The organism is Tardiphaga sp., from assembly GCF_041424195.1.
Classification (GTDB): domain Bacteria; phylum Pseudomonadota; class Alphaproteobacteria; order Rhizobiales; family Xanthobacteraceae; genus Tardiphaga.
This window is the reverse complement of sequence record NZ_JBGMOE010000175.1, coordinates 1-16,227: the sequence shown is the minus strand read 5'-3', so window position 1 is coordinate 16,227 and position 16,227 is coordinate 1. Positions and strand designations below refer to the sequence as shown.

The 16,227-nt window shown below is 63.0% G+C and carries 20 protein-coding genes and 1 pseudogene; 16 read left to right on the top strand and 5 right to left on the bottom strand.

The window, feature by feature from the left end; translation table 11 throughout:
- Nucleotides 1-194: 194 nt before the first annotated feature.
- Entirely contained in the window at nucleotides 195-620 is a 426-nt protein-coding gene (gene merC, locus ACEK02_RS23835; RefSeq protein ID WP_371424001.1) for an organomercurial transporter MerC, read from the bottom strand.
- A gap of 107 nt (nucleotides 621-727) precedes the next feature.
- Between merC and ACEK02_RS23830 the strand changes: the two genes are divergently transcribed.
- The gene (locus ACEK02_RS23830) at nucleotides 728-1,123 is read left to right on the top strand and encodes a helix-turn-helix domain-containing protein (RefSeq protein ID WP_371424000.1); all 396 of its coding nucleotides are present in this window, start codon (nucleotides 728-730) and stop codon (nucleotides 1,121-1,123) included.
- A 112-nt stretch (nucleotides 1,124-1,235) separates the two neighbouring features.
- On the opposite strand, the gene ACEK02_RS23825 is transcribed toward ACEK02_RS23830, so the two are convergent.
- Nucleotides 1,236-1,820 (bottom strand): recombinase family protein, encoded by a 585-nt coding sequence (locus tag ACEK02_RS23825; protein WP_371423999.1) that lies wholly within the window; start codon nucleotides 1,818-1,820, stop codon nucleotides 1,236-1,238.
- A gap of 330 nt (nucleotides 1,821-2,150) precedes the next feature.
- On the opposite strand from ACEK02_RS23825, the gene ACEK02_RS23820 reads away from it, so the two are divergent.
- The 4 genes from ACEK02_RS23820 (at nucleotide 2,151) to ACEK02_RS23805 (ending at nucleotide 5,419) form a co-directional block, all read left to right on the top strand.
- Nucleotides 2,151-2,444, top strand: coding sequence for an AbrB/MazE/SpoVT family DNA-binding domain-containing protein (locus ACEK02_RS23820; protein ID WP_192125833.1), 294 nt, complete (start codon nucleotides 2,151-2,153; stop codon nucleotides 2,442-2,444).
- The gene (locus ACEK02_RS23815; protein WP_056025177.1) at nucleotides 2,441-2,827 is read left to right on the top strand and encodes a type II toxin-antitoxin system VapC family toxin; all 387 of its coding nucleotides are present in this window, start codon (nucleotides 2,441-2,443) and stop codon (nucleotides 2,825-2,827) included. The genes ACEK02_RS23820 and ACEK02_RS23815 overlap by 4 nt, the downstream gene beginning before the upstream one ends.
- 263 nt (nucleotides 2,828-3,090) lie before the next feature.
- A complete protein-coding gene (locus ACEK02_RS23810; protein WP_066708884.1) occupies nucleotides 3,091-3,735 on the top strand; it encodes a recombinase family protein in 645 nt (214 codons plus the stop codon).
- Nucleotides 3,736-4,075: 340 nt separating this feature from the next.
- Nucleotides 4,076-5,419 (top strand): IS1182 family transposase, encoded by a 1,344-nt coding sequence (locus tag ACEK02_RS23805; protein WP_371423998.1) that lies wholly within the window; start codon nucleotides 4,076-4,078, stop codon nucleotides 5,417-5,419.
- Nucleotides 5,420-5,561: 142 nt separating this feature from the next.
- On the opposite strand, the gene ACEK02_RS23800 is transcribed toward ACEK02_RS23805, so the two are convergent.
- The 3 genes from ACEK02_RS23800 to ACEK02_RS23790 are packed head-to-tail and all read right to left on the bottom strand — an operon-like array spanning nucleotide 5,562 to nucleotide 7,156.
- Nucleotides 5,562-6,107, bottom strand: a complete 546-nt coding sequence (locus ACEK02_RS23800; protein ID WP_371423997.1) for a DsrE family protein — start codon at nucleotides 6,105-6,107, stop codon at nucleotides 5,562-5,564.
- 27 nt (nucleotides 6,108-6,134) lie between these two features.
- On the bottom strand, nucleotides 6,135-6,545 hold the full coding sequence (locus ACEK02_RS23795; protein ID WP_066706233.1) for a metalloregulator ArsR/SmtB family transcription factor: 411 nt from the start codon (nucleotides 6,543-6,545) through the stop codon (nucleotides 6,135-6,137).
- Nucleotides 6,542-7,156: a peroxiredoxin gene (locus tag ACEK02_RS23790; protein WP_371423996.1), complete on the bottom strand. Its 615-nt coding sequence runs from the start codon at nucleotides 7,154-7,156 to the stop codon at nucleotides 6,542-6,544. Before ACEK02_RS23790 ends, ACEK02_RS23795 begins: the two co-directional genes overlap by 4 nt.
- Before the next feature lie 105 nt (nucleotides 7,157-7,261).
- Here ACEK02_RS23790 and ACEK02_RS23785 point away from each other — a divergent pair, with 105 nt between their 5' ends.
- The 11 genes and pseudogenes from ACEK02_RS23785 (at nucleotide 7,262) to ACEK02_RS23735 (ending at nucleotide 15,948) form a co-directional block, all read left to right on the top strand.
- On the top strand, nucleotides 7,262-8,167 hold the full coding sequence (locus ACEK02_RS23785) for an MBL fold metallo-hydrolase (protein ID WP_371423995.1): 906 nt from the start codon (nucleotides 7,262-7,264) through the stop codon (nucleotides 8,165-8,167).
- The gene (locus ACEK02_RS23780) at nucleotides 8,167-8,604 is read left to right on the top strand and encodes a YeeE/YedE family protein (protein ID WP_174525784.1); all 438 of its coding nucleotides are present in this window, start codon (nucleotides 8,167-8,169) and stop codon (nucleotides 8,602-8,604) included. Before ACEK02_RS23785 ends, ACEK02_RS23780 begins: the two co-directional genes overlap by 1 nt.
- Nucleotides 8,604-9,029, top strand: coding sequence for a DUF6691 family protein (locus ACEK02_RS23775; RefSeq protein WP_145206851.1), 426 nt, complete (start codon nucleotides 8,604-8,606; stop codon nucleotides 9,027-9,029). The genes ACEK02_RS23780 and ACEK02_RS23775 overlap by 1 nt, the downstream gene beginning before the upstream one ends.
- Before the next feature lie 18 nt (nucleotides 9,030-9,047).
- The gene (locus ACEK02_RS23770) at nucleotides 9,048-9,482 is read left to right on the top strand and encodes a TIGR01244 family sulfur transferase (protein ID WP_066706245.1); all 435 of its coding nucleotides are present in this window, start codon (nucleotides 9,048-9,050) and stop codon (nucleotides 9,480-9,482) included.
- A complete protein-coding gene (locus ACEK02_RS23765; RefSeq protein WP_066706247.1) occupies nucleotides 9,479-10,711 on the top strand; it encodes an FAD/NAD(P)-binding oxidoreductase in 1,233 nt (410 codons plus the stop codon). The genes ACEK02_RS23770 and ACEK02_RS23765 overlap by 4 nt, the downstream gene beginning before the upstream one ends.
- Nucleotides 10,708-11,490: a sulfite exporter TauE/SafE family protein gene (locus ACEK02_RS23760; protein ID WP_066706250.1), complete on the top strand. Its 783-nt coding sequence runs from the start codon at nucleotides 10,708-10,710 to the stop codon at nucleotides 11,488-11,490. The genes ACEK02_RS23765 and ACEK02_RS23760 overlap by 4 nt, the downstream gene beginning before the upstream one ends.
- Entirely contained in the window at nucleotides 11,490-12,299 is an 810-nt protein-coding gene (locus tag ACEK02_RS23755) for a TlpA family protein disulfide reductase (RefSeq protein ID WP_066706253.1), read from the top strand. The genes ACEK02_RS23760 and ACEK02_RS23755 overlap by 1 nt, the downstream gene beginning before the upstream one ends.
- On the top strand, nucleotides 12,296-12,922 hold the full coding sequence (locus ACEK02_RS23750) for a DsbA family protein (protein ID WP_371423994.1): 627 nt from the start codon (nucleotides 12,296-12,298) through the stop codon (nucleotides 12,920-12,922). The genes ACEK02_RS23755 and ACEK02_RS23750 overlap by 4 nt, the downstream gene beginning before the upstream one ends.
- A 47-nt stretch (nucleotides 12,923-12,969) precedes the next feature.
- The gene (locus tag ACEK02_RS23745) at nucleotides 12,970-13,566 is read left to right on the top strand and encodes a DsbA family protein (protein WP_234036267.1); all 597 of its coding nucleotides are present in this window, start codon (nucleotides 12,970-12,972) and stop codon (nucleotides 13,564-13,566) included.
- A 51-nt stretch (nucleotides 13,567-13,617) separates the two neighbouring features.
- Nucleotides 13,618-14,478 (top strand): annotated as a pseudogene (locus tag ACEK02_RS23740) (MBL fold metallo-hydrolase); the annotation flags it as partial.
- Nucleotides 14,479-14,604: 126 nt separating this feature from the next.
- Nucleotides 14,605-15,948 carry an IS1182 family transposase gene (locus ACEK02_RS23735; protein ID WP_137788025.1) on the top strand — a complete coding sequence of 448 codons (1,344 nt, stop codon included), beginning with the start codon at nucleotides 14,605-14,607 and terminating at the stop codon, nucleotides 15,946-15,948.
- Nucleotides 15,949-16,227 lie beyond the last annotated feature (279 nt).

Below are 16,227 nucleotides of genomic sequence, written 5' to 3'. Positions count from 1 at the left end.
ACGGACGCTTGCCAGCCCTGCGAGGGTACCGGCTAGCCCAGCTCCTACGCCGAGCGAGGCAAGCGCGAGGGGCAGGACGCAACAGGCCGCGGCGGCCGTGACCGCGCCCAGACCCAACGCTGTCGCAACCGTTGCGACACTCCGGACGGGCGGCGCAGTCGGTGCTGAGGGGCGGCCTTCGGCGATATCGGTTGTCATCCGTTCCTCGGTGGCATCGGATTGCTGAACCGCCGCCCCGGAGGGGAAGCCAGATCAAGGATCGAGACACCGATCATCAACACCAGCCCTGCATAGAGCACCCATTCCGCTCGAACGCCGCGAAGCGACATCAGCAGGGCGGCGATCAAGACAAGCACGGGGCCAATGACACCCGGGACCAAGCGCAACCAGGTTTTATGGCGGATTCCGCTGCTGAGGTTCGCCGCTAATACGACAAGAGCGGAGAGCGGCAGAATGTATCGGATGAAGGGGCCTTCAAACTGACTTAGGAAGCTCAACCCAATCCCGGCGCCGAGGCTGCCAAGAGCCGGAAAACACGCAGCACAGCCGAACGAGGCGATAATGGCACTAATCACACCCGTCTTGTCGGCCGTCCGCGTGAGAGAGTCTTCAGTAGGCACAGCGGTTCCTTTTACCCGTTCTGCCAATGCGACTCACCGCTTAGCTTCTCGACAAATTCTCGTCCTCGTCGCATATGCACCCTCCAGTAACTGTAGGGTCAAGGGCCATGGCTCTAAAAATCGGTGACCTCGCCAACGCGACTGGCACGAAGGTGCAGACGATTCGCTATTACGAAGAGATCGGATTGCTGCCTCTGCCCGCGCGAACCGAAGGCAACTTCCGAACCTATGACAAGGAGACCCTTCGCCGGTTGTCATTCATTCGCCGCTCACGGGGCCTTGGGTTCAGCCTTGATCGGGTCCGGGAGCTACTTGGCTTAGCCGACCATCGCGATTGGTCATGTACCGCAGTCGAGACAATCGCCCGTGAGCACCGTAAGGCAATTGAGCGCAAGATCGCCGACCTGTCAGCGCTTGATCACGAGTTGGCCCAAATCATTGAGAAATGCGGGCACGGAACGGTTGCCGAGTGTGGTATTCTTGAAGCGCTGTCTCCGTCCTAAGTCACCTTGAGCGCAGGTGTCAAAACGGACGGTTTCGACGCAACCGACCTGTTCATGGAATTGCATAGGTTTAGGGCGTCATCACCCCACGTCAGAAGAGACGATGGCAGTGCTATGCGTCAGTCCGTTCCGCGCTGATCGCTGCCTGCTCCGGTGCGGGCAAATGGCGATAGAGGGTCGGAACAGAAACGCCGATGCTCGGCGCAATCTCGCGAATGGTCATTCCGGAAGCCAAAAGTTTGCGCGCTGCTTCTAGCCGCTTGGGCGTCATTACCGTCTTTCGACCGCCTACCCTACCCTCACGCCGTGCCACCACTAAGGCAGCCGTGGTGCGTTCGCGATTAAGGTCGCGTTCCATTTCTGCCATTGCGGCCATGATGTGGAAGACGAGCTTGCCGGCAGTGCCAGCGGTATCGATCCCGTCGGTTAGCGATCGAAACCCGATACCACGCTCAGCTAGATCAGCGGCCAAGTCGACCAACCCCTTCATCGTTCGGCCTAGGCGGTCTAGCTTCCAAACGACGAGCACGTCCCCGCTACGTGCGTGGGAGAGAGCATCGGCCAATCCGATGCGGTTCGCCTTGGCGCCGCTGGCCTTTTCACTGAATGTCCGCTCGCAACCTGCCTCGCGCAGTGCATCGAGCTGAGGCGTCAGGTCCTGTTCCGGCGTCGAGACCCTGGCGTAGCCGATCAGCATGGAATGTTCTCAAAACTCATCTCGCGTGCCTAACACGCGCCCGACCAATCGAGAATGCGTTTTGATACGCCTGTGACCCCTGCTAGACATTCTCACATGGTGGCGCATCAAAATCGATCGTTTGTGAGGCCGGCCGCGAAGACCCGATAGGTGTCATCGATGTGCCATGGGCATGATACAGCATCATCGTTGAAGCTCCCGGCCGACAATCTCCATAAGTTGACAGAAGCTCGATCGCGTCCGTTCACAGCCTTTACCGCTTAGGCCCATTGTGCCATTTCTCTTCACATGCCATAGTTCGACCTGTGATCGATCGGCGAGGAAATGGCAGTGGCTACACAGACCATAGATATCAAAGTGGCGAGCAATGGTCGCATGGTGCTTCCGGCATCAGTTCGAAAGGCTATGGGGTTGCACGGTGATGCCAAGGTCATCCTAACGGTCGAGGACGATCAGGTCCGCCTGTCGCCAATCGGCCATGGCGTATCGCGGGCACAAGCGCTGTATCGCGAGCATGCCAAACATGGGCGCACGACCGAAGACTTCTTGGACGACCGGAGGGTCGAAGCCGCCATTGAGCACGGTGAGGTTGCATCGGGTGGAGATGAGCGAGGCGCACAATGACGTCCGCAGTTCTCGATGCATCTGCCGTGCTCGCGTTGGTTCGAGACGAACCCGGCGCCAATAAGGTCGCTACCCACATCGGACGTGCAGCTATATCGGCAGTCAATCTTCAGGAGGTTATCAAAGAGCTGCTTGTCAGCGGCCTTGACGAACCCCTCATCCGCGAACTGCTCGACGAACTACGGCTAGATGTTCGTGCCCATAATGTCGACGCAGCCTACGCCGCTGCCGCTTTGCACGAACAAACGCGCCAATTTGGCCGTGGTCTTGGTGACCGATCCTGCCTTGCACTGGCGCTCCAGCTCGGCGTCCCTGCTCTCACTGCAGATCGCGAGTGGAAGAAGGTGAAGGTCAAGAGCCTGAAGCTCGAGCACATCCGCTAGCCGCAGCCTACTTCTGCCTCGATCAGCGTCGCTAACTTCGTGCTTTCGACGACGGTAGTTCCTTTCGCTGAAACGGACGGTTGGCACTAGGACTGCCTCGCGTTCGGGAAAGCCCCTGCCCCGCACCTGATACAAGTCTGGCGAACCGTCTGGTCGTTCTTAGGCATGCCTTTTGAAGACCGCCCCTAAACTGGTGCCTTAATGGTGCTTTTCCCACTTTAAAAAGACTGGACAAACAAGCACCACGTATCGAAGACCGCACCATGTTTATTCGGGCCTACCTCCGCGCATCTACGTCCGAACAGGATGCATCACGCGCCCGCAGCGTCCTCGACGCCTTTGCGGTTGAGCAAGGACTGCGGATCGCAGCGCGCTACGTTGAAAACGAAAGCGGTGCCAAGCTGCATCGGCCTGAGCTGTTCCGCTTGCTCAACGACTGCGAACCCGGCGACGTTCTGTTAGTGGAGCAGGTCGACCGGCTGTCCCGCCTCACCTCCCCGGACTGGATCCGTCTACGTGGCCTGATCGATGCCAAGCACGTCCGCATCGTTGCGCTCGACCTGCCGACATCGTGGACCCTGACGGCGCCGGCCGACGAGTTCACCGGCCGCATGTTCGCCGCGGTCAACGCGATGATGCTCGATGTCCTCGCCGCGGTAGCGCGCAAGGACTATGAGGATCGCCGTCGTCGTCAGGCTGAAGGGACGGCTAAGGCCAAGGCCGCCGGCCTTTACAAGGGCCGCCCTGCGAACAAGACGCGCAACGCTGCTATCTCCTCCCTGCTGAGCGATGGCCGCAGCTGGCGGGAGATCATGGACGCGACTGGATGCAGTCGCACCCTGCTCGCCAAAATTGCTCGCGATCGCCGGCTCCTCAAAGCTGCGACGTCGGTCGAAACGGATGGCTAAAGCAGTCCCGTAACTCCATCTCAATCCAGCCATTTAGGGAAAACAGTTTCGGGAACGGATTCCGGGAATTGCACCGCGCCCGCCTTTGGATACAGTCCCTGCCCCTCCGCGATCTCACCCGACCTTCGTTTTTGGGAAAGCCGTGCGGGCCGCTTTCACGACTATAAAATCTGCCTGTTTCGCCGATGATTATGATCCGGGGTTTTGACACCTGTGAACCGGCCGGAAAGGGGGCCGGTTGAGGTGGTGTCACAACCGGACGAGGCTGTTGAAAAACGGCTGCTTGCGACGGTGACGAGGGCGTGATTCACTCCTGCAAGGCGGTAGGGGGATCACGGACATGATGGGTCGGCAGGTGGCGCAGGGGGCGCTGTTCTATGGTTTCCGGCTCGATGAGCATGTGCCGGTCGACCACCTGCTCCGACGCATCGACGGCGTGTTGGACTTCGGCTTCGTGCGCGAGGCACTGGCGTCGAGCTACAGCGCGAGTGGGCGACCCTCGATCGACCCGGAGCTGATGCTCAGGATGCTGCTGGTTGGCTATCTGTTCGGCATCCGCTCGGAACGCCGCCTGTGCGAGGAGGTGCACCTCAACCTCGCCTATCGTTGGTTCTGCCGGCTCGATCTGGGCGACCGAGTGCCCGACCATTCCACCTTCTCCAAGAACCGGCACGGCCGCTTCCGCACCTGCGACCTACATCGTCTGCTATTCGAGCAGGTAGTCGCGCGGTGCGCCGCGGCCGGGCTAGTAACGGGGCGCGACTTGGCGGTGGACGGCAGCACGATCATGGCCGACGCCAGCCGCGAGAAGAAGCTGAAGGGGGCCGACGCCGCAGACGAGCTTCGTGGCAGGGAAAGCATATCGCGACCCGTCGCCGAATACCTGGCGGCGCTCGATGCCGCGTTGCCGCCGGGCCCCGACGAACCGGCGCCCGTCGATCCGACCAGCATATCGCCGACCGACCCGCAGGCGGCGCTCACCTGCAAGCACGGACCGGCGCGATACGCATACGCCATCAACCCCCTGCTTGACCTCGACACCGACTGCATCCTCGACGTGGAGGCCACGCCCGCCCGCTTCGCAGCCGAGGTGGCGGCGACCCGGACGCTGGTGTCACGCGCCGGCATCAGGCTGGGCATCGAACCCGCCAGTCTCTCGGCCGATAAGGCGTATGGTAGCGGTCCGCTGCTCGGCTGGCTGATCGACCGGAACATTACGCCATACATCCCGGTCATAGACCGGACCCGCCAGCGGGACGCCTTCTTCACCCGGGATGCCTTCCGCTACGACCGGGAAGCAGATGCCTACTGCTGTCCGGCGGACAAGCTCCTCAGCTATTGCGGCACCAACCGGACCAAGCAGGTGCGTGTCTACCGAAGCCGGCCAGCCGATTGCGCCGCCTGCGAGCTAAAGCCGCAATGCACCATCGGTCCGAAGCGAGGTGTTACCCGGCTCGTCAGCGAGGAAGCCCGAGATACCGTGCGCGCCCTTGCCGGCACCGACGCCTATGTGCACGCACGGCGTCGAAGACAGCGGATCGAGCGCGTGTTCGGCCACCTGAAACGCAACCTGGGGCTACGAACGCTCAAGCTGCGAGGCCTGTCAGGAGCCGCCGAGGAGTTCACCATGGCCGCCGCGGCATACAACCTTCAACTGCTCGCCCGGCAGGCTGCGCCGGCCTGATACGCGGCGTATCCTACCGTGCCGGCGTCACCAGCCATCCGCCACGCCGATTTCGCGCAGGCCTTTTTCAACGGTCTCGGACGGTTGTGACACTGGCCGAGTTACGGACTGGAATGATAAAACAGGAAGTAGTTCGGTACGATCAGTCAGGGATCAGCGCCCAACCACGTATCTGCAACGTCGCCATTGTGGTGAGAGCCGAGACGTCGACTTCGACAGCCTTATCGACCGTAACCGGAGCGATCCCATTCCCGACTAAAGCCTGGCTGCACACCCGAACGGACACGCCTGCTCGTTTCAGCGCCGCTATCAGGGCAAGATTGGGATTCTTCGCAGCACCGGTTTTTGTCGCATATTCCCCATCTTCGGAAATAATCGGCGTCGCCGGGCCGTGGACGATCACGACCACATCTCCCTGTGTTGGCCGCACGCCGTCCGTCCCGAGCAGGTTCAGGAAGCGTGCGACCTTCTCCAGCGAAGGATTGACCTTGTCGGGAGATGACGCCGCCTTCGTCACGCTGAACAGTACGCGATAGCGCAGGGAGCGATCCGGCCGCTCCAAGGCGCCTTCGATCGGCGTGATCTTGCCATATCCGGCAATCACGGGTTGCTGAGCGGCGACGCCTGCTGACCCGGCACTGCTCATGACGGCAAGGCATCCGGCAACTGCGATAATGGGAAACCGCATCTCATTTTCCTTCCACAACCGGAATGATTATCCGACCCTTGCAAACATGGCCGCGCCCATGTTTTGCGGCCGCGCTGTAACCGACGCCCCGCGCGCTCGCGCCGGACGGGGAGCGGGCGCTGCTTCCTCCACGGCTGTATCGTCGGCGCCGAACATCGCTTCCAGCGTGCGCACGCACAGTGCAGCGGCCTCATCGGCAAGACGGTAGTAGACCTGCTTGGCTTCACGTCTCGTCTTCACCAGCTCGGCGCGGCGCAGCTCGGCAAGCTGCTGGCTGAGGGCCGGTTGGGTCACGCCGGTAGCAGCCTCTATGTCCGCAACCTGACGCTCACCGCCGAGCAGATAGGACAGGATCATGAGACGCTGGGGCTGAGCGAACACCCGCAGCTTCTCAACCGCCGTGTCCGCGATCGCGCGGGATTGATGGATCGCCGTCATCGATCGGCCTTCAACTGATGAAACCAGTCTGCACCGGCGTTGCCCGGCAGGGCAGGCGGCAGCAGAACATCGTCACCCGGCTGCCAATCGGCCGGCATGTAGGCTTGCCCATCGGCCGATCGCTGCAGCGCCCTCACCGTGCGGAGCATCTCGTCGACCGATCGCCCGACGTTCATGGGATACCAGTTGAGCGCACGGATAATGCCCTCGGGATCGATGAAGTAGGTCGCACGCACGGCTGAAGCATCGCCGGCCTGTTCGTCGAGCATGCCATAGGCGTAACCCACGGCCATCGACGGATCTTCCACGACCGGAAACGGCACCTCTACGCCGAAGACATCCTTGATCGCACGCAACCAGGCGACATGCGAATACAGGCTGTCGACCGACAGCCCGAGCAAGGCGCAGTCCAGCTCCTCGAATTGCGGTGCGGCCTTGGTCAGGGCTACAAACTCGCTGGTGCAGACCGGCGTAAAATCAGCCGGGTGCGAGAAGAACACGACCCAGCGACCACGATACTGATCGAGCGTCATTTCGCCCTGCGTCGTGCGGGCGGTAAAATTCGGGGCAACGTCCCCGATACGCAACGAGCGCGGTGCGTCTGCATCCATCGTTTCCATGTTTTTCAGATGGCACGGGGCGCCCGTTGACGCAAGTGGGTTACACGACTACATAAACCGTGAAATCGATAAACGGAGGCAATTGTGGAATCGGCGTTGAGCGAGGCAGTTGCGCAGATTGAACGTGCGAAGGCGGCAGGAGCGCCGGTCGTTCATTCCTTCTTTGATGAGCCGACCAACACCGCGACCTACGTCGTCTGGGACCCTGCCACGCGGAAGGCCGCGGTCGTCGACAGTGTGCTGGATTTTGACGCTGCGGCCGGTCGCACCAAGACGGCGTCGGCGGATGTGGTAATCGCTTATGTGCGGGAGCACGGCCTTTCGGTCGACTGGCTGCTTGAGACCCATGCTCATGCCGATCACCTGTCTGCGGCGCCCTATCTGCAGAAGGCGCTGGGTGGTCAGCTCGCGATCGGCCGCGAGATCATTCGCGTACAGAACGTCTTCGGCAAGATTTTCAACGCCGGCACCGACTTCGAACGCGACGGCTCCGAGTTCGACCGCCTGTTCGACGATGGCGATCGTTTCGCGATCGGCGACATCGAGGCCATCGCGCTGCATGTGCCGGGGCACACCCCCGCCGACATGGCCTATGTCATCGGCGACGCGGTCTTCACCGGCGATACCCTTTTCATGCCGGATTACGGCACAGCACGCGCGGACTTCCCCGGTGGTGATGCGCGCCAGCTATTCCGCTCGATCCGCCGACTGATGCAGTTGCCTGACGAGACGCGGCTGTTCCTGTGTCACGACTACAAGGCTGCGGGTCGCGACCAGTATGTCTGGGAGACGACCGTGGGCGCGCAGCGCGTCGGCAACGTCCATGTCCACGAAGGCGTGGACGAAGACGACTTCGTCGCGATGCGCACCCGTCGCGATGCCACCCTGTCGATGCCCAAGCTCATCCTGCCCTCAGTTCAGGTGAATATGCGCGGCGGCCATCTGCCGGAGCCGGAAGCCAACGGCACCCGCTACCTCAAGATCCCACTGGATGCGCTGTGATGCCCGGATTTCCCCATGCCATGCCGCTCGCCGGCTTTATCGGTGGGCTGATGATCGGTGTCGCTGCGGCGATCATGTTACTGGGCAACGGCCGCATCGCCGGGGTCAGTGGCATGTTCGCCCGTGTCCTCGGCCTTTCCCAAGGAGGCGCGCCCTGGATGATGGCACTCCTGTTTACAGTGGGGCTGCCCCTGGGTGCAGCCCTTGTTGCGGCCAATCGGGATGTGGAAGCCCGCTTCCCGACGTCGCTCGGGCTGATCGCCGTCGCCGGGCTGATCGTCGGGATCGGTACGCGGCTCGGCGCAGGGTGCACCAGCGGTCACGGCGTCTGCGGCCTGTCGCGCCTGTCGCCGCGGTCTATCGTCGCGACGGGTACGTTCATGGCGACCGGTATCGCCACCGTGACCCTCATGCGCCTGGCGGGAGTGGTAGCGTGATGCGGCAAGGCATCCTTTCGCTTGTCAGCGGCACGCTGTTCGGCGCTGGCCTCGCCGTTTCCGGCATGATCGATCCTGCCCGGGTACGTGCGTTTCTCGACGTCACCGGAGCCTGGGATCCGACCCTCGCCTTCGTCATGGCGGGAGCGATCCTGCCGATGGCGATAGCCTGGCTCGTCGTGCGTGCGCGCTCCACGCCGATCGTCGCGGAGCAGTTCTATACGCCCGCCACGTCGCCGATCGACGCGCGCCTCATCGCTGGCGCCGCCTTGTTCGGCATAGGCTGGGGCCTTGTCGGCTTGTGCCCAGGCCCCGCCATCGCCGCACTCGCGATCCAGCCTGCCCCCGCGCTGCTCTTCATCGCTGCGATGGCGCTCGGCGCAGCCATCCACCGCTTCGCACTCATCCCACGCCGTTCGGCATGACCGGACAGGAGACGTCACATGGCCTTCAAGAAGATCACACCGTCCTTCTCGGCTGCTCCCCAGCTCACCCGGGATGATGTCGCTGCCGCCGCACAGGCGGGGTTTCGCTCGATCGTTTCGAGCCGGCTCGATGGCGAGGAGCAGGGACAGCCGAGCGCACACGAGATGGCCCGGATCGCCGAAGAACACGGCCTTGCGTTCGCCCATGTCCCGATCGTGCCGGGCAAGGCGACCGATGCCGATGCGGACCGGATGAAGGAAGCGCTGACTGCGCTGCCGGGACCGACGCTCGGCTTCTGCCGAAGCGGCATGCGGGCGGCTACCCTTTGGGCATTGGCGGAGGCGGATCATGCCGATCCAGAAACGATCATCGGTCAGGCCAAGGCAGCCGGGTACGATCTCGCCGATCTGAAGCCGGCGCTGGCCCGTCGTTCCGAAGGGGCCGGCAAATGACCTACGACATCGTCATCATCGGAGGCGGAGCCGCGGGCATCGCAACAGCCGCCAGCATCCTGAAGCGCAACGCCAAGGTGTCAATCGCTGTCGTCGATGCGGCCCGGGACCATTATTATCAGCCGGGTTGGACGATGGTCGGGGCGGGCGTCTTCACGTCCGAGCAGACCCGCAAGGCCGAAGCCGATGTCATGCCCAAGGGCGTTGAATGGATCCGGCTGCCTGCGATCACCATCGACCCCGAGCGTCAGGCGATCACCCTGGGAGACGGGGATACGATCGCCTACCGTGTCCTGATCGTCGCTCCCGGCCTGCGTTTGGCGTGGGATAAGATCGCGGGGCTTCCCGAGGCGTTGGGCCGCAACGGCGTCACGTCCAATTACCGCTACGATCTGGCACCTTACACCTACCGGCTTGTCCAGGAATTGCAGCGGGGACGCGCGCTGTTCTCGCAACCGCCGATGCCGATCAAGTGCGCCGGCGCGCCTCAAAAGGCGATGTACCTGTCCTGCGACATCTGGCGCGATCACGGTGTGCTCCCCGCGATCGACGTCGAATTTCACAACGCCGGTGCGGCGCTATTCGGCGTCGCGACCTACGTCCCTGCGCTGATGGAATATGTCGAGAAGTATGGGATCGACCTTAGGCTCGAATCCAACCTCGTCGCGGTCGACGCCGATCGGCGTATTGCCACCTTCGAGCGCAAGCGGGACGGCGTCAGCGAGCGGGTCGAACGCGAGTTCGACATGCTCCATGTCGTGCCGCCTCAGGTTTCGCATGATGTCGTCGCCAAAAGTCCGCTCGCGGCGGCAAACGGCTTCGTCGAGGTCGATGAAGCGACGCTGCGCCATAAGCGGTACGACAATGTTTTCGGCCTGGGTGATGCCGCTGGCACCAGTAATGCGAAGACGGCTGCGGCAGCCCGCAAGCAGGCACCCGTGGTGGCGGTCAACGCGCTCGCCGCACTCGATGGCAAGCCACCTATTGTCGACTATGACGGCTATGGATCGTGCCCGCTCACGGTCGAGCGTGGCAAGATCGTCCTCGCCGAGTTCGGCTATGGTGGGAAACTGCTACCCAGCTTTCCGTCGTGGCTCCTGAACGGCACGCGCCCGACGCGAGCTGCCTGGTTCCTGAAGGAGCGGATGCTGCCCCCGATCTATTGGCAGGCCATGCTGAAAGGCCATGAGTGGATGGCGGCCCCGCATGAGATCGGCAAAGCGGCATGACCCTCGAACCGCTCCAGTATCTGTTGGGCGCGCTGTCCGGCAGCCTGGTGGGCTTTACCCTCGGGCTTGTCGGCGGGGGCGGCTCGATCCTCGCCGTGCCGCTCATGGTCTATCTGGTGCGCGTGCCCAACGCCCACCTCGCCATCGGCACGAGCGCGTTCGCGGTGGCCGCTAACGCTGCAACCGGCCTGATCGGTCATGCCAAGGCGCATAACGTCAAATGGCGCTGTGGCGGCATGTATGCGACCGCCGGCGTCATCGGCGCCCTGTTCGGCTCCACCGCGGGCAAGGCCGTCGATGGCGGCAAGCTCCTGTTCCTGTTCGCGCTGGTCATGGTCGTCGTCGGCGTCCTGATGCTGCGCGGGCGCGGTGACACGGGCAGCCCGGGGGCGGAGTGCAACCGGGAAAAGGCGCCGAAGGTGCTGGGCTACGGCCTTGGCACCGGTCTGTTCTCGGGCTTCTTCGGCATCGGCGGGGGCTTTCTGATCGTCCCCGGCCTGATCGGGTCGACGGGCATGCCGATTTTGAACGCTGTCGGCACGTCCTTGATCGCCGTCACCGCGTTCGGGCTGACGACGGCCGCCAACTACGCGTTTTCCGGTCTGGTAGACTGGCCGCTCGCTTTCGTGTTCATCGCCGGTGGGGTTGTCGGCGGCCTGATCGGCACGCGCATCGCGAAGCGCCTCGGCTCGGGCGGCACGCTCACCACGGTCTTCGCCGTCCTGATCTTCGTGGTGGCGACCTACATGCTCTGGAAAAGCGCGGCCGCGTTTCTTTGATGGGGGGTGCGATTACCATCGGGCCGCTGATGCTGGCCGTCGATCGCGGGCTTGCCGTGCTGTGTATCGTCGTGTTCCTTGGTCTAACGACGCTGGCCGGTCGGCTTCACATCCCTCGCGTGTCGACGGTCTCCACCAGCGCCATCGTCGCTGGACTGGTTACGGCGCGGATCGGTTACGTTGCAGCGCATTGGTCGAGCTACGTCGACGCTCCGCTGTCCATCCTTGCCATGTGGCAGGGCGGCTTTTCCCCCCTTGCAGGGCTTCTCGGCGCAGCGGCGATGCTGGCGATCCGGCTTGGTCGCTCAAGCGCGCTGGCGGCAGGCTGGGGAGCGTTGGCTGTTGCGGGTGGCCTCTGGTTCTTGCTTCAGGCGCTGATCCCTCCCGTGACCTACGGCCCGTTCCCCTATCATCTCAACCTGACGACCCTGTCCGGCGCGCCGCTTCCACTCGATCGTTTCCGTGGCCAGCCGTTCGTAGTCAACCTGTGGGCGACATGGTGCGGCCCGTGCCGGCGTGAGCTGCCGATGCTCGATGCGGTTGCATCGCGCCCTGGCGAGGTCCCGATCCTTCTTGCCGATCAGGGCGAGGCGCAAGCGATCGTCAGCGGTTTTCTCGGCCGTGAAAATATCGGAGCGCGCCATGTCGCGCTCGACACCGATCGTGGCCTTTCCCAAGCCCTGAAGGTGGCGGGGTATCCCGCAACGGCCTTCGTCGCGGGCGACGGCACAATCGTACAGCTCCAGCTCGGTGAATTGTCACGCGCCGCCCTCGTCGATGGAATCGAATTAGCAAGGAAACACCGATGAACCGTCGCAACCTGTTGTCGCGGGGCCTCCTGGCTGCGCTTGCCTTCGCCGCGCCGATCTCCCCGGTTATCGCGCAGCAGCCCGATCTGTCGCGCAAGGCCGTCGTCGACGATCCCGTGGCACCCAAGCGCGCCGGCAAGACCTATGACGTCACGGTGGTCGAGTTCTTCGACTACAACTGCCCCTATTGCCGTCGCATGGAGCCGGTGCTGAACGCCCTGCTTCGCTCTGACCCGAGGGTACGGGTCGTGTACCGGGATTGGCCGATCTTCGGACCTGCTTCACGTGAGGCGTCGCGCGCAGCCGTCGCGAGCCAATGGCAGGGCAGGCATGCCGCCTTTCACGAGGCGCTGATGACCTCGCCGGCGCGGCTCGACAGCGCGGGCGTCAAGGCAGCGGCTGCCAAAGCCAGGGTCGACTGGCCCCGTCTGCAACGGGATCTGAAATCGCGCGGCGCCGAAATCGACGCGCTGCTCACGCGCACCGATGGCATCGCCCAAGCGATCGGTTTCAACGGGACGCCGGCGCTGATCGTCGGCTCGCAGGTCGTCGCCGGTGCTGTCGATCTCCCGACGTTGCGTCGTCTCGTCGCCGAAGCGCGCAAAAAATCTGCGGCGCGCTGATCATGCCTGGGCCGCTCAATCGGAGACAGCTTGCCGGCTTGGGCGCGGTGGTCGTGGGTGGTTGGGCAGTCGGACAGGTGCTGCGGCATACCGCCCCGATCGGGCGCGACGTCGGGCCGACCGCTGACCTGATCCTTGCCGGTAACGGCTCGCCCGAGGACGGACCTGCCGATGCTACGCTTCGGCTTGCCGTGTTCACCGACTATCGTTGCCCAGCCTGCCGTCATGGATTTCCCGCCTTGGAAGAGGCTGTACAACGCGACGGCAAGGTGCAGATCATCTACAAGGACTGGCCCATCTTCGGTCCGCCATCCGAACGTGCCGCAAGCGTGGCGCTCGCGTGCGCCGAACAGGGAGTTTACCCGGCCGTCCACCGTGCGTTGATGACGGACAGCCGCACGATCGACGACGACATGCTACGGGACGTCGTGATGCGCGCTGGCGGCGATTGGCTGCGCACGACGACCTGGCTTGCCGCCCACGCGGACGCTGTCGCGGCACGCCTGCGGGCGAACGGACAGGAAGCCTATTCGATCGGACTGGCCGGCACCCCGGGTTATCTTGCCGGACGCATGCTGGTGATGGGCGCGATCGATACCAGCGACTTTGAACGGCTGTTCGCGCGTGCCCGGGAAGAAAGCTGACGATGCGAGAGGATACGAAACATGATCGAGTATAATCACAAAGGCATGACGATTGCGTCGCTCCATGACGAGCGCACCGGCAGCTTCCAGTATGTCGTGGTCGACGAAGCCACGAAGGCCGCCGCGATCATCGATCCAGTCCTCGACTTCGATCCCCGTGCCGGTGCGACCGCAACCGACAATGCCGATATGATCCTCGAATATGTCCGCGCGAAGCGTCTTACAGTGGAATGGGTACTCGATACCCATCCCCACGCCGATCACTTCTCCGCTGCTCCGTACCTTGCTGAAAAGACGGGTGGCAAAACCGCGATCGGCGCCAAGGTCGTGGAAGTGCAGAAGCTCTGGCAGGATATCTACTGCCTGCCCGACCTGCCCGTCGATGGCAGCCAGTGGGATCGGCTGTTCGCCGATGGCGAACGGTTCAGGATTGGTTCGCTCGACGCGCACGTCATGCCGTCGCCCGGCCACACGCTCGCCTCGATTACCTATGTCGTGGGTGACGCGGCGTTTGTTCACGATACGCTGATGGTGCCCGACAGTGGCACGAGCCGGGCGGATTTCCCCGGCGGTGACGCGCATGAACTTTGGCGTTCGATCCGCGCAATCCTCGACCTCTCACCCGAAACCGCGACCTATGTCGGGCATGACTATGGCAAGGACGGTCGCGACGTAATCGGCCGCTCGACCGTCGCCGATCAGCGGCGTGACAACATCCATGTGCGCGATGGCATCGACGAGGCGGAGTTCGTGGCGACCCGCGAGAAGCGCGACGCTTCGCTGCCGCTTCCCGACCTGATGCTTGCCGCACTTCAGGTCAACATCCGGGGAGGCCGGTTGCCCGACGCGGAGGCTTGCGGCACGGCGTTTCTCAAGGTGCCTCTAAATCGGTTTGGGCCTGCCATCCCATAGCTCTATCCGCACCGAAGCCGGTAATGTTTTAAGTGTCACAACCGAACGAGACTGTTGAAAAACTCGCGCTTGCGACAGGGTGGAAGTGGTGATTCACTGCGGCATAGGCAGCAGGGTATCACAGGCATGATGGGTCAGCAGGTGGCGCAAGGCGCGCTATTTTACAGCTTCCGGCTCGACGAGCACGTGCCTGCGGACCACCTGCTTCGGCGCATTGATGGGCTGCTCGACTTCGGCTTCGTTCGGGAAGCGCTGGCGGCCAGCTACAGTTCAACTGGACGCCCCTCGGTTGATCCGGAGCTGATGCTCAGGATGCTGCTCGTCGGCTACTTGTTCGGCATCCGCTCAGAACGCCGTCTGTGCGAGGAGGTGCATCTCAATCTGGCCTATCGCTGGTTCTGCCGGCTCGATCTGCCTGACCGGGTGCCCGACCATTCGACCTTTTCCAAAAACCGCCATGGCCGCTTTCGTCAGTGCGACCTGTACCGTCTGCTGTTTGAACAGGTGGTGAGCCGCTGTGCCGCGGCTGGATTGGTGGCAGGCCGCGAACTGGCTGTAGATGGCAGCACGATCATGGCCGATGCCAGCCATGAGAAGAAGCTGAAGGGGGCAACCGCACCTGATGATCTGCGTGCAGGCGATGCAGTGTCACGTCCTGTTGCCGAGTATCTCGCTGCTCTCGACGCCGCGCTGCCAGTCAACCCCGATGAGCCAGCACCCGTCGAACCCATGTACGTCTCGCCAACCGATCCGCAGGCGGCGCTTTCATGCAAACACGGCCCGGCACGCTATGCCTATGCCATCAATCCGCTGCTCGACCTCGACACCGATTGCATCCTCGACGTGGAGGCAACACCGGCGCGTTTCTCCGCTGAGGTGACCGCCACGCGGACGTTATTGTCGCGTGCTCAGGCCAAGCTCGGGATCCAGCCCTCAAGCCTCGCCGCGGACAAGGCATACGGCAGCGGCCCGCTGCTCGGTTGGCTGGTAAAGCAAAGCATTACTCCGTACATCCCGGTGATCGATCGCACCCGCCAGCGGGACGGCTTCTTCACCCGCGACGCGTTTACTTACGACCCTGACGCCGACGCCTACCGCTGCCCGGCTGACAAATCTCTCACTTACCGTGGTACGGTACCCTCCAGTCAGGTTCGTCGATACCGCAGCCGCGCGGCCGATTGCTCCGGGTGCCTACTCAAGCAGCAATGTACCACGGCCAGGCAGCGCGCCATTGCTCGGCTGGTCAATGAGGACGCGCGCGACCACGTGCGCGCACTCGCCGGAACCGAAGAATATGCGCGTGCGAGACAGAGACGAAAGCGCATCGAGCGCGTATTTGGGCACCTCAAACGCAACCTGAAGCTCAGATCTCTCAAGCTTCGAGGCCTCGCCGGTGCCGCCGAGGAGTTCACCATGGCAGCCGCAGCCTACAACCTCCAGCTGCTGAGCAATCGGGCAGCGCCAGTCTGAGCGGACAGCCTGCTCTCGCAACATGGCCAACATCCCAAACGGCCCTTGCCGCCGATCACGCACCCTTTTTCAACAGCCTCGAACGGTTCTGACACCTAGGCTTGAGGGCTTCACTTTCTCACTTCTGCAATAGAGACGGATTTTAGGAAGCGTCCGGCATTCCCGAAACTCGATCCCAAACGGGACGATCGCAGCCAGCGTGGTTCGACTGGATCAGCCGTAAACGTATATCTTCTGTGGTTGCCGCCCAAAGTGCAAGATGGTTTGACCTGAGTTTGC

Coding starts and splice junctions, on each gene's coding strand:
- ACEK02_RS23795 (WP_066706233.1), bottom strand. CDS start 6,545: ATGACGGCGATCCATCAATCCCGCGCGATCGCGGACACGGCGGTTGAG.
- ACEK02_RS23735 (WP_137788025.1), top strand. CDS start 14,605: ATGATGGGTCAGCAGGTGGCGCAAGGCGCGCTATTTTACAGCTTCCGG.
- ACEK02_RS23780 (WP_174525784.1), top strand. CDS start 8,167: ATGCCCGGATTTCCCCATGCCATGCCGCTCGCCGGCTTTATCGGTGGG.
- ACEK02_RS23825 (WP_371423999.1), bottom strand. CDS start 1,820: ATGCTGATCGGCTACGCCAGGGTCTCGACGCCGGAACAGGACCTGACG.
- ACEK02_RS23800 (WP_371423997.1), bottom strand. CDS start 6,107: ATGCGGTTTCCCATTATCGCAGTTGCCGGATGCCTTGCCGTCATGAGC.
- ACEK02_RS23750 (WP_371423994.1), top strand. CDS start 12,296: ATGAACCGTCGCAACCTGTTGTCGCGGGGCCTCCTGGCTGCGCTTGCC.
- ACEK02_RS23830 (WP_371424000.1), top strand. CDS start 728: ATGGCTCTAAAAATCGGTGACCTCGCCAACGCGACTGGCACGAAGGTG.
- ACEK02_RS23805 (WP_371423998.1), top strand. CDS start 4,076: ATGATGGGTCGGCAGGTGGCGCAGGGGGCGCTGTTCTATGGTTTCCGG.
- ACEK02_RS23775 (WP_145206851.1), top strand. CDS start 8,604: ATGCGGCAAGGCATCCTTTCGCTTGTCAGCGGCACGCTGTTCGGCGCT.
- ACEK02_RS23755 (WP_066706253.1), top strand. CDS start 11,490: ATGGGGGGTGCGATTACCATCGGGCCGCTGATGCTGGCCGTCGATCGC.
- ACEK02_RS23765 (WP_066706247.1), top strand. CDS start 9,479: ATGACCTACGACATCGTCATCATCGGAGGCGGAGCCGCGGGCATCGCA.
- ACEK02_RS23815 (WP_056025177.1), top strand. CDS start 2,441: ATGACGTCCGCAGTTCTCGATGCATCTGCCGTGCTCGCGTTGGTTCGA.
- ACEK02_RS23760 (WP_066706250.1), top strand. CDS start 10,708: ATGACCCTCGAACCGCTCCAGTATCTGTTGGGCGCGCTGTCCGGCAGC.
- ACEK02_RS23790 (WP_371423996.1), bottom strand. CDS start 7,156: ATGGATGCAGACGCACCGCGCTCGTTGCGTATCGGGGACGTTGCCCCG.
- ACEK02_RS23770 (WP_066706245.1), top strand. CDS start 9,048: ATGGCCTTCAAGAAGATCACACCGTCCTTCTCGGCTGCTCCCCAGCTC.
- ACEK02_RS23810 (WP_066708884.1), top strand. CDS start 3,091: ATGTTTATTCGGGCCTACCTCCGCGCATCTACGTCCGAACAGGATGCA.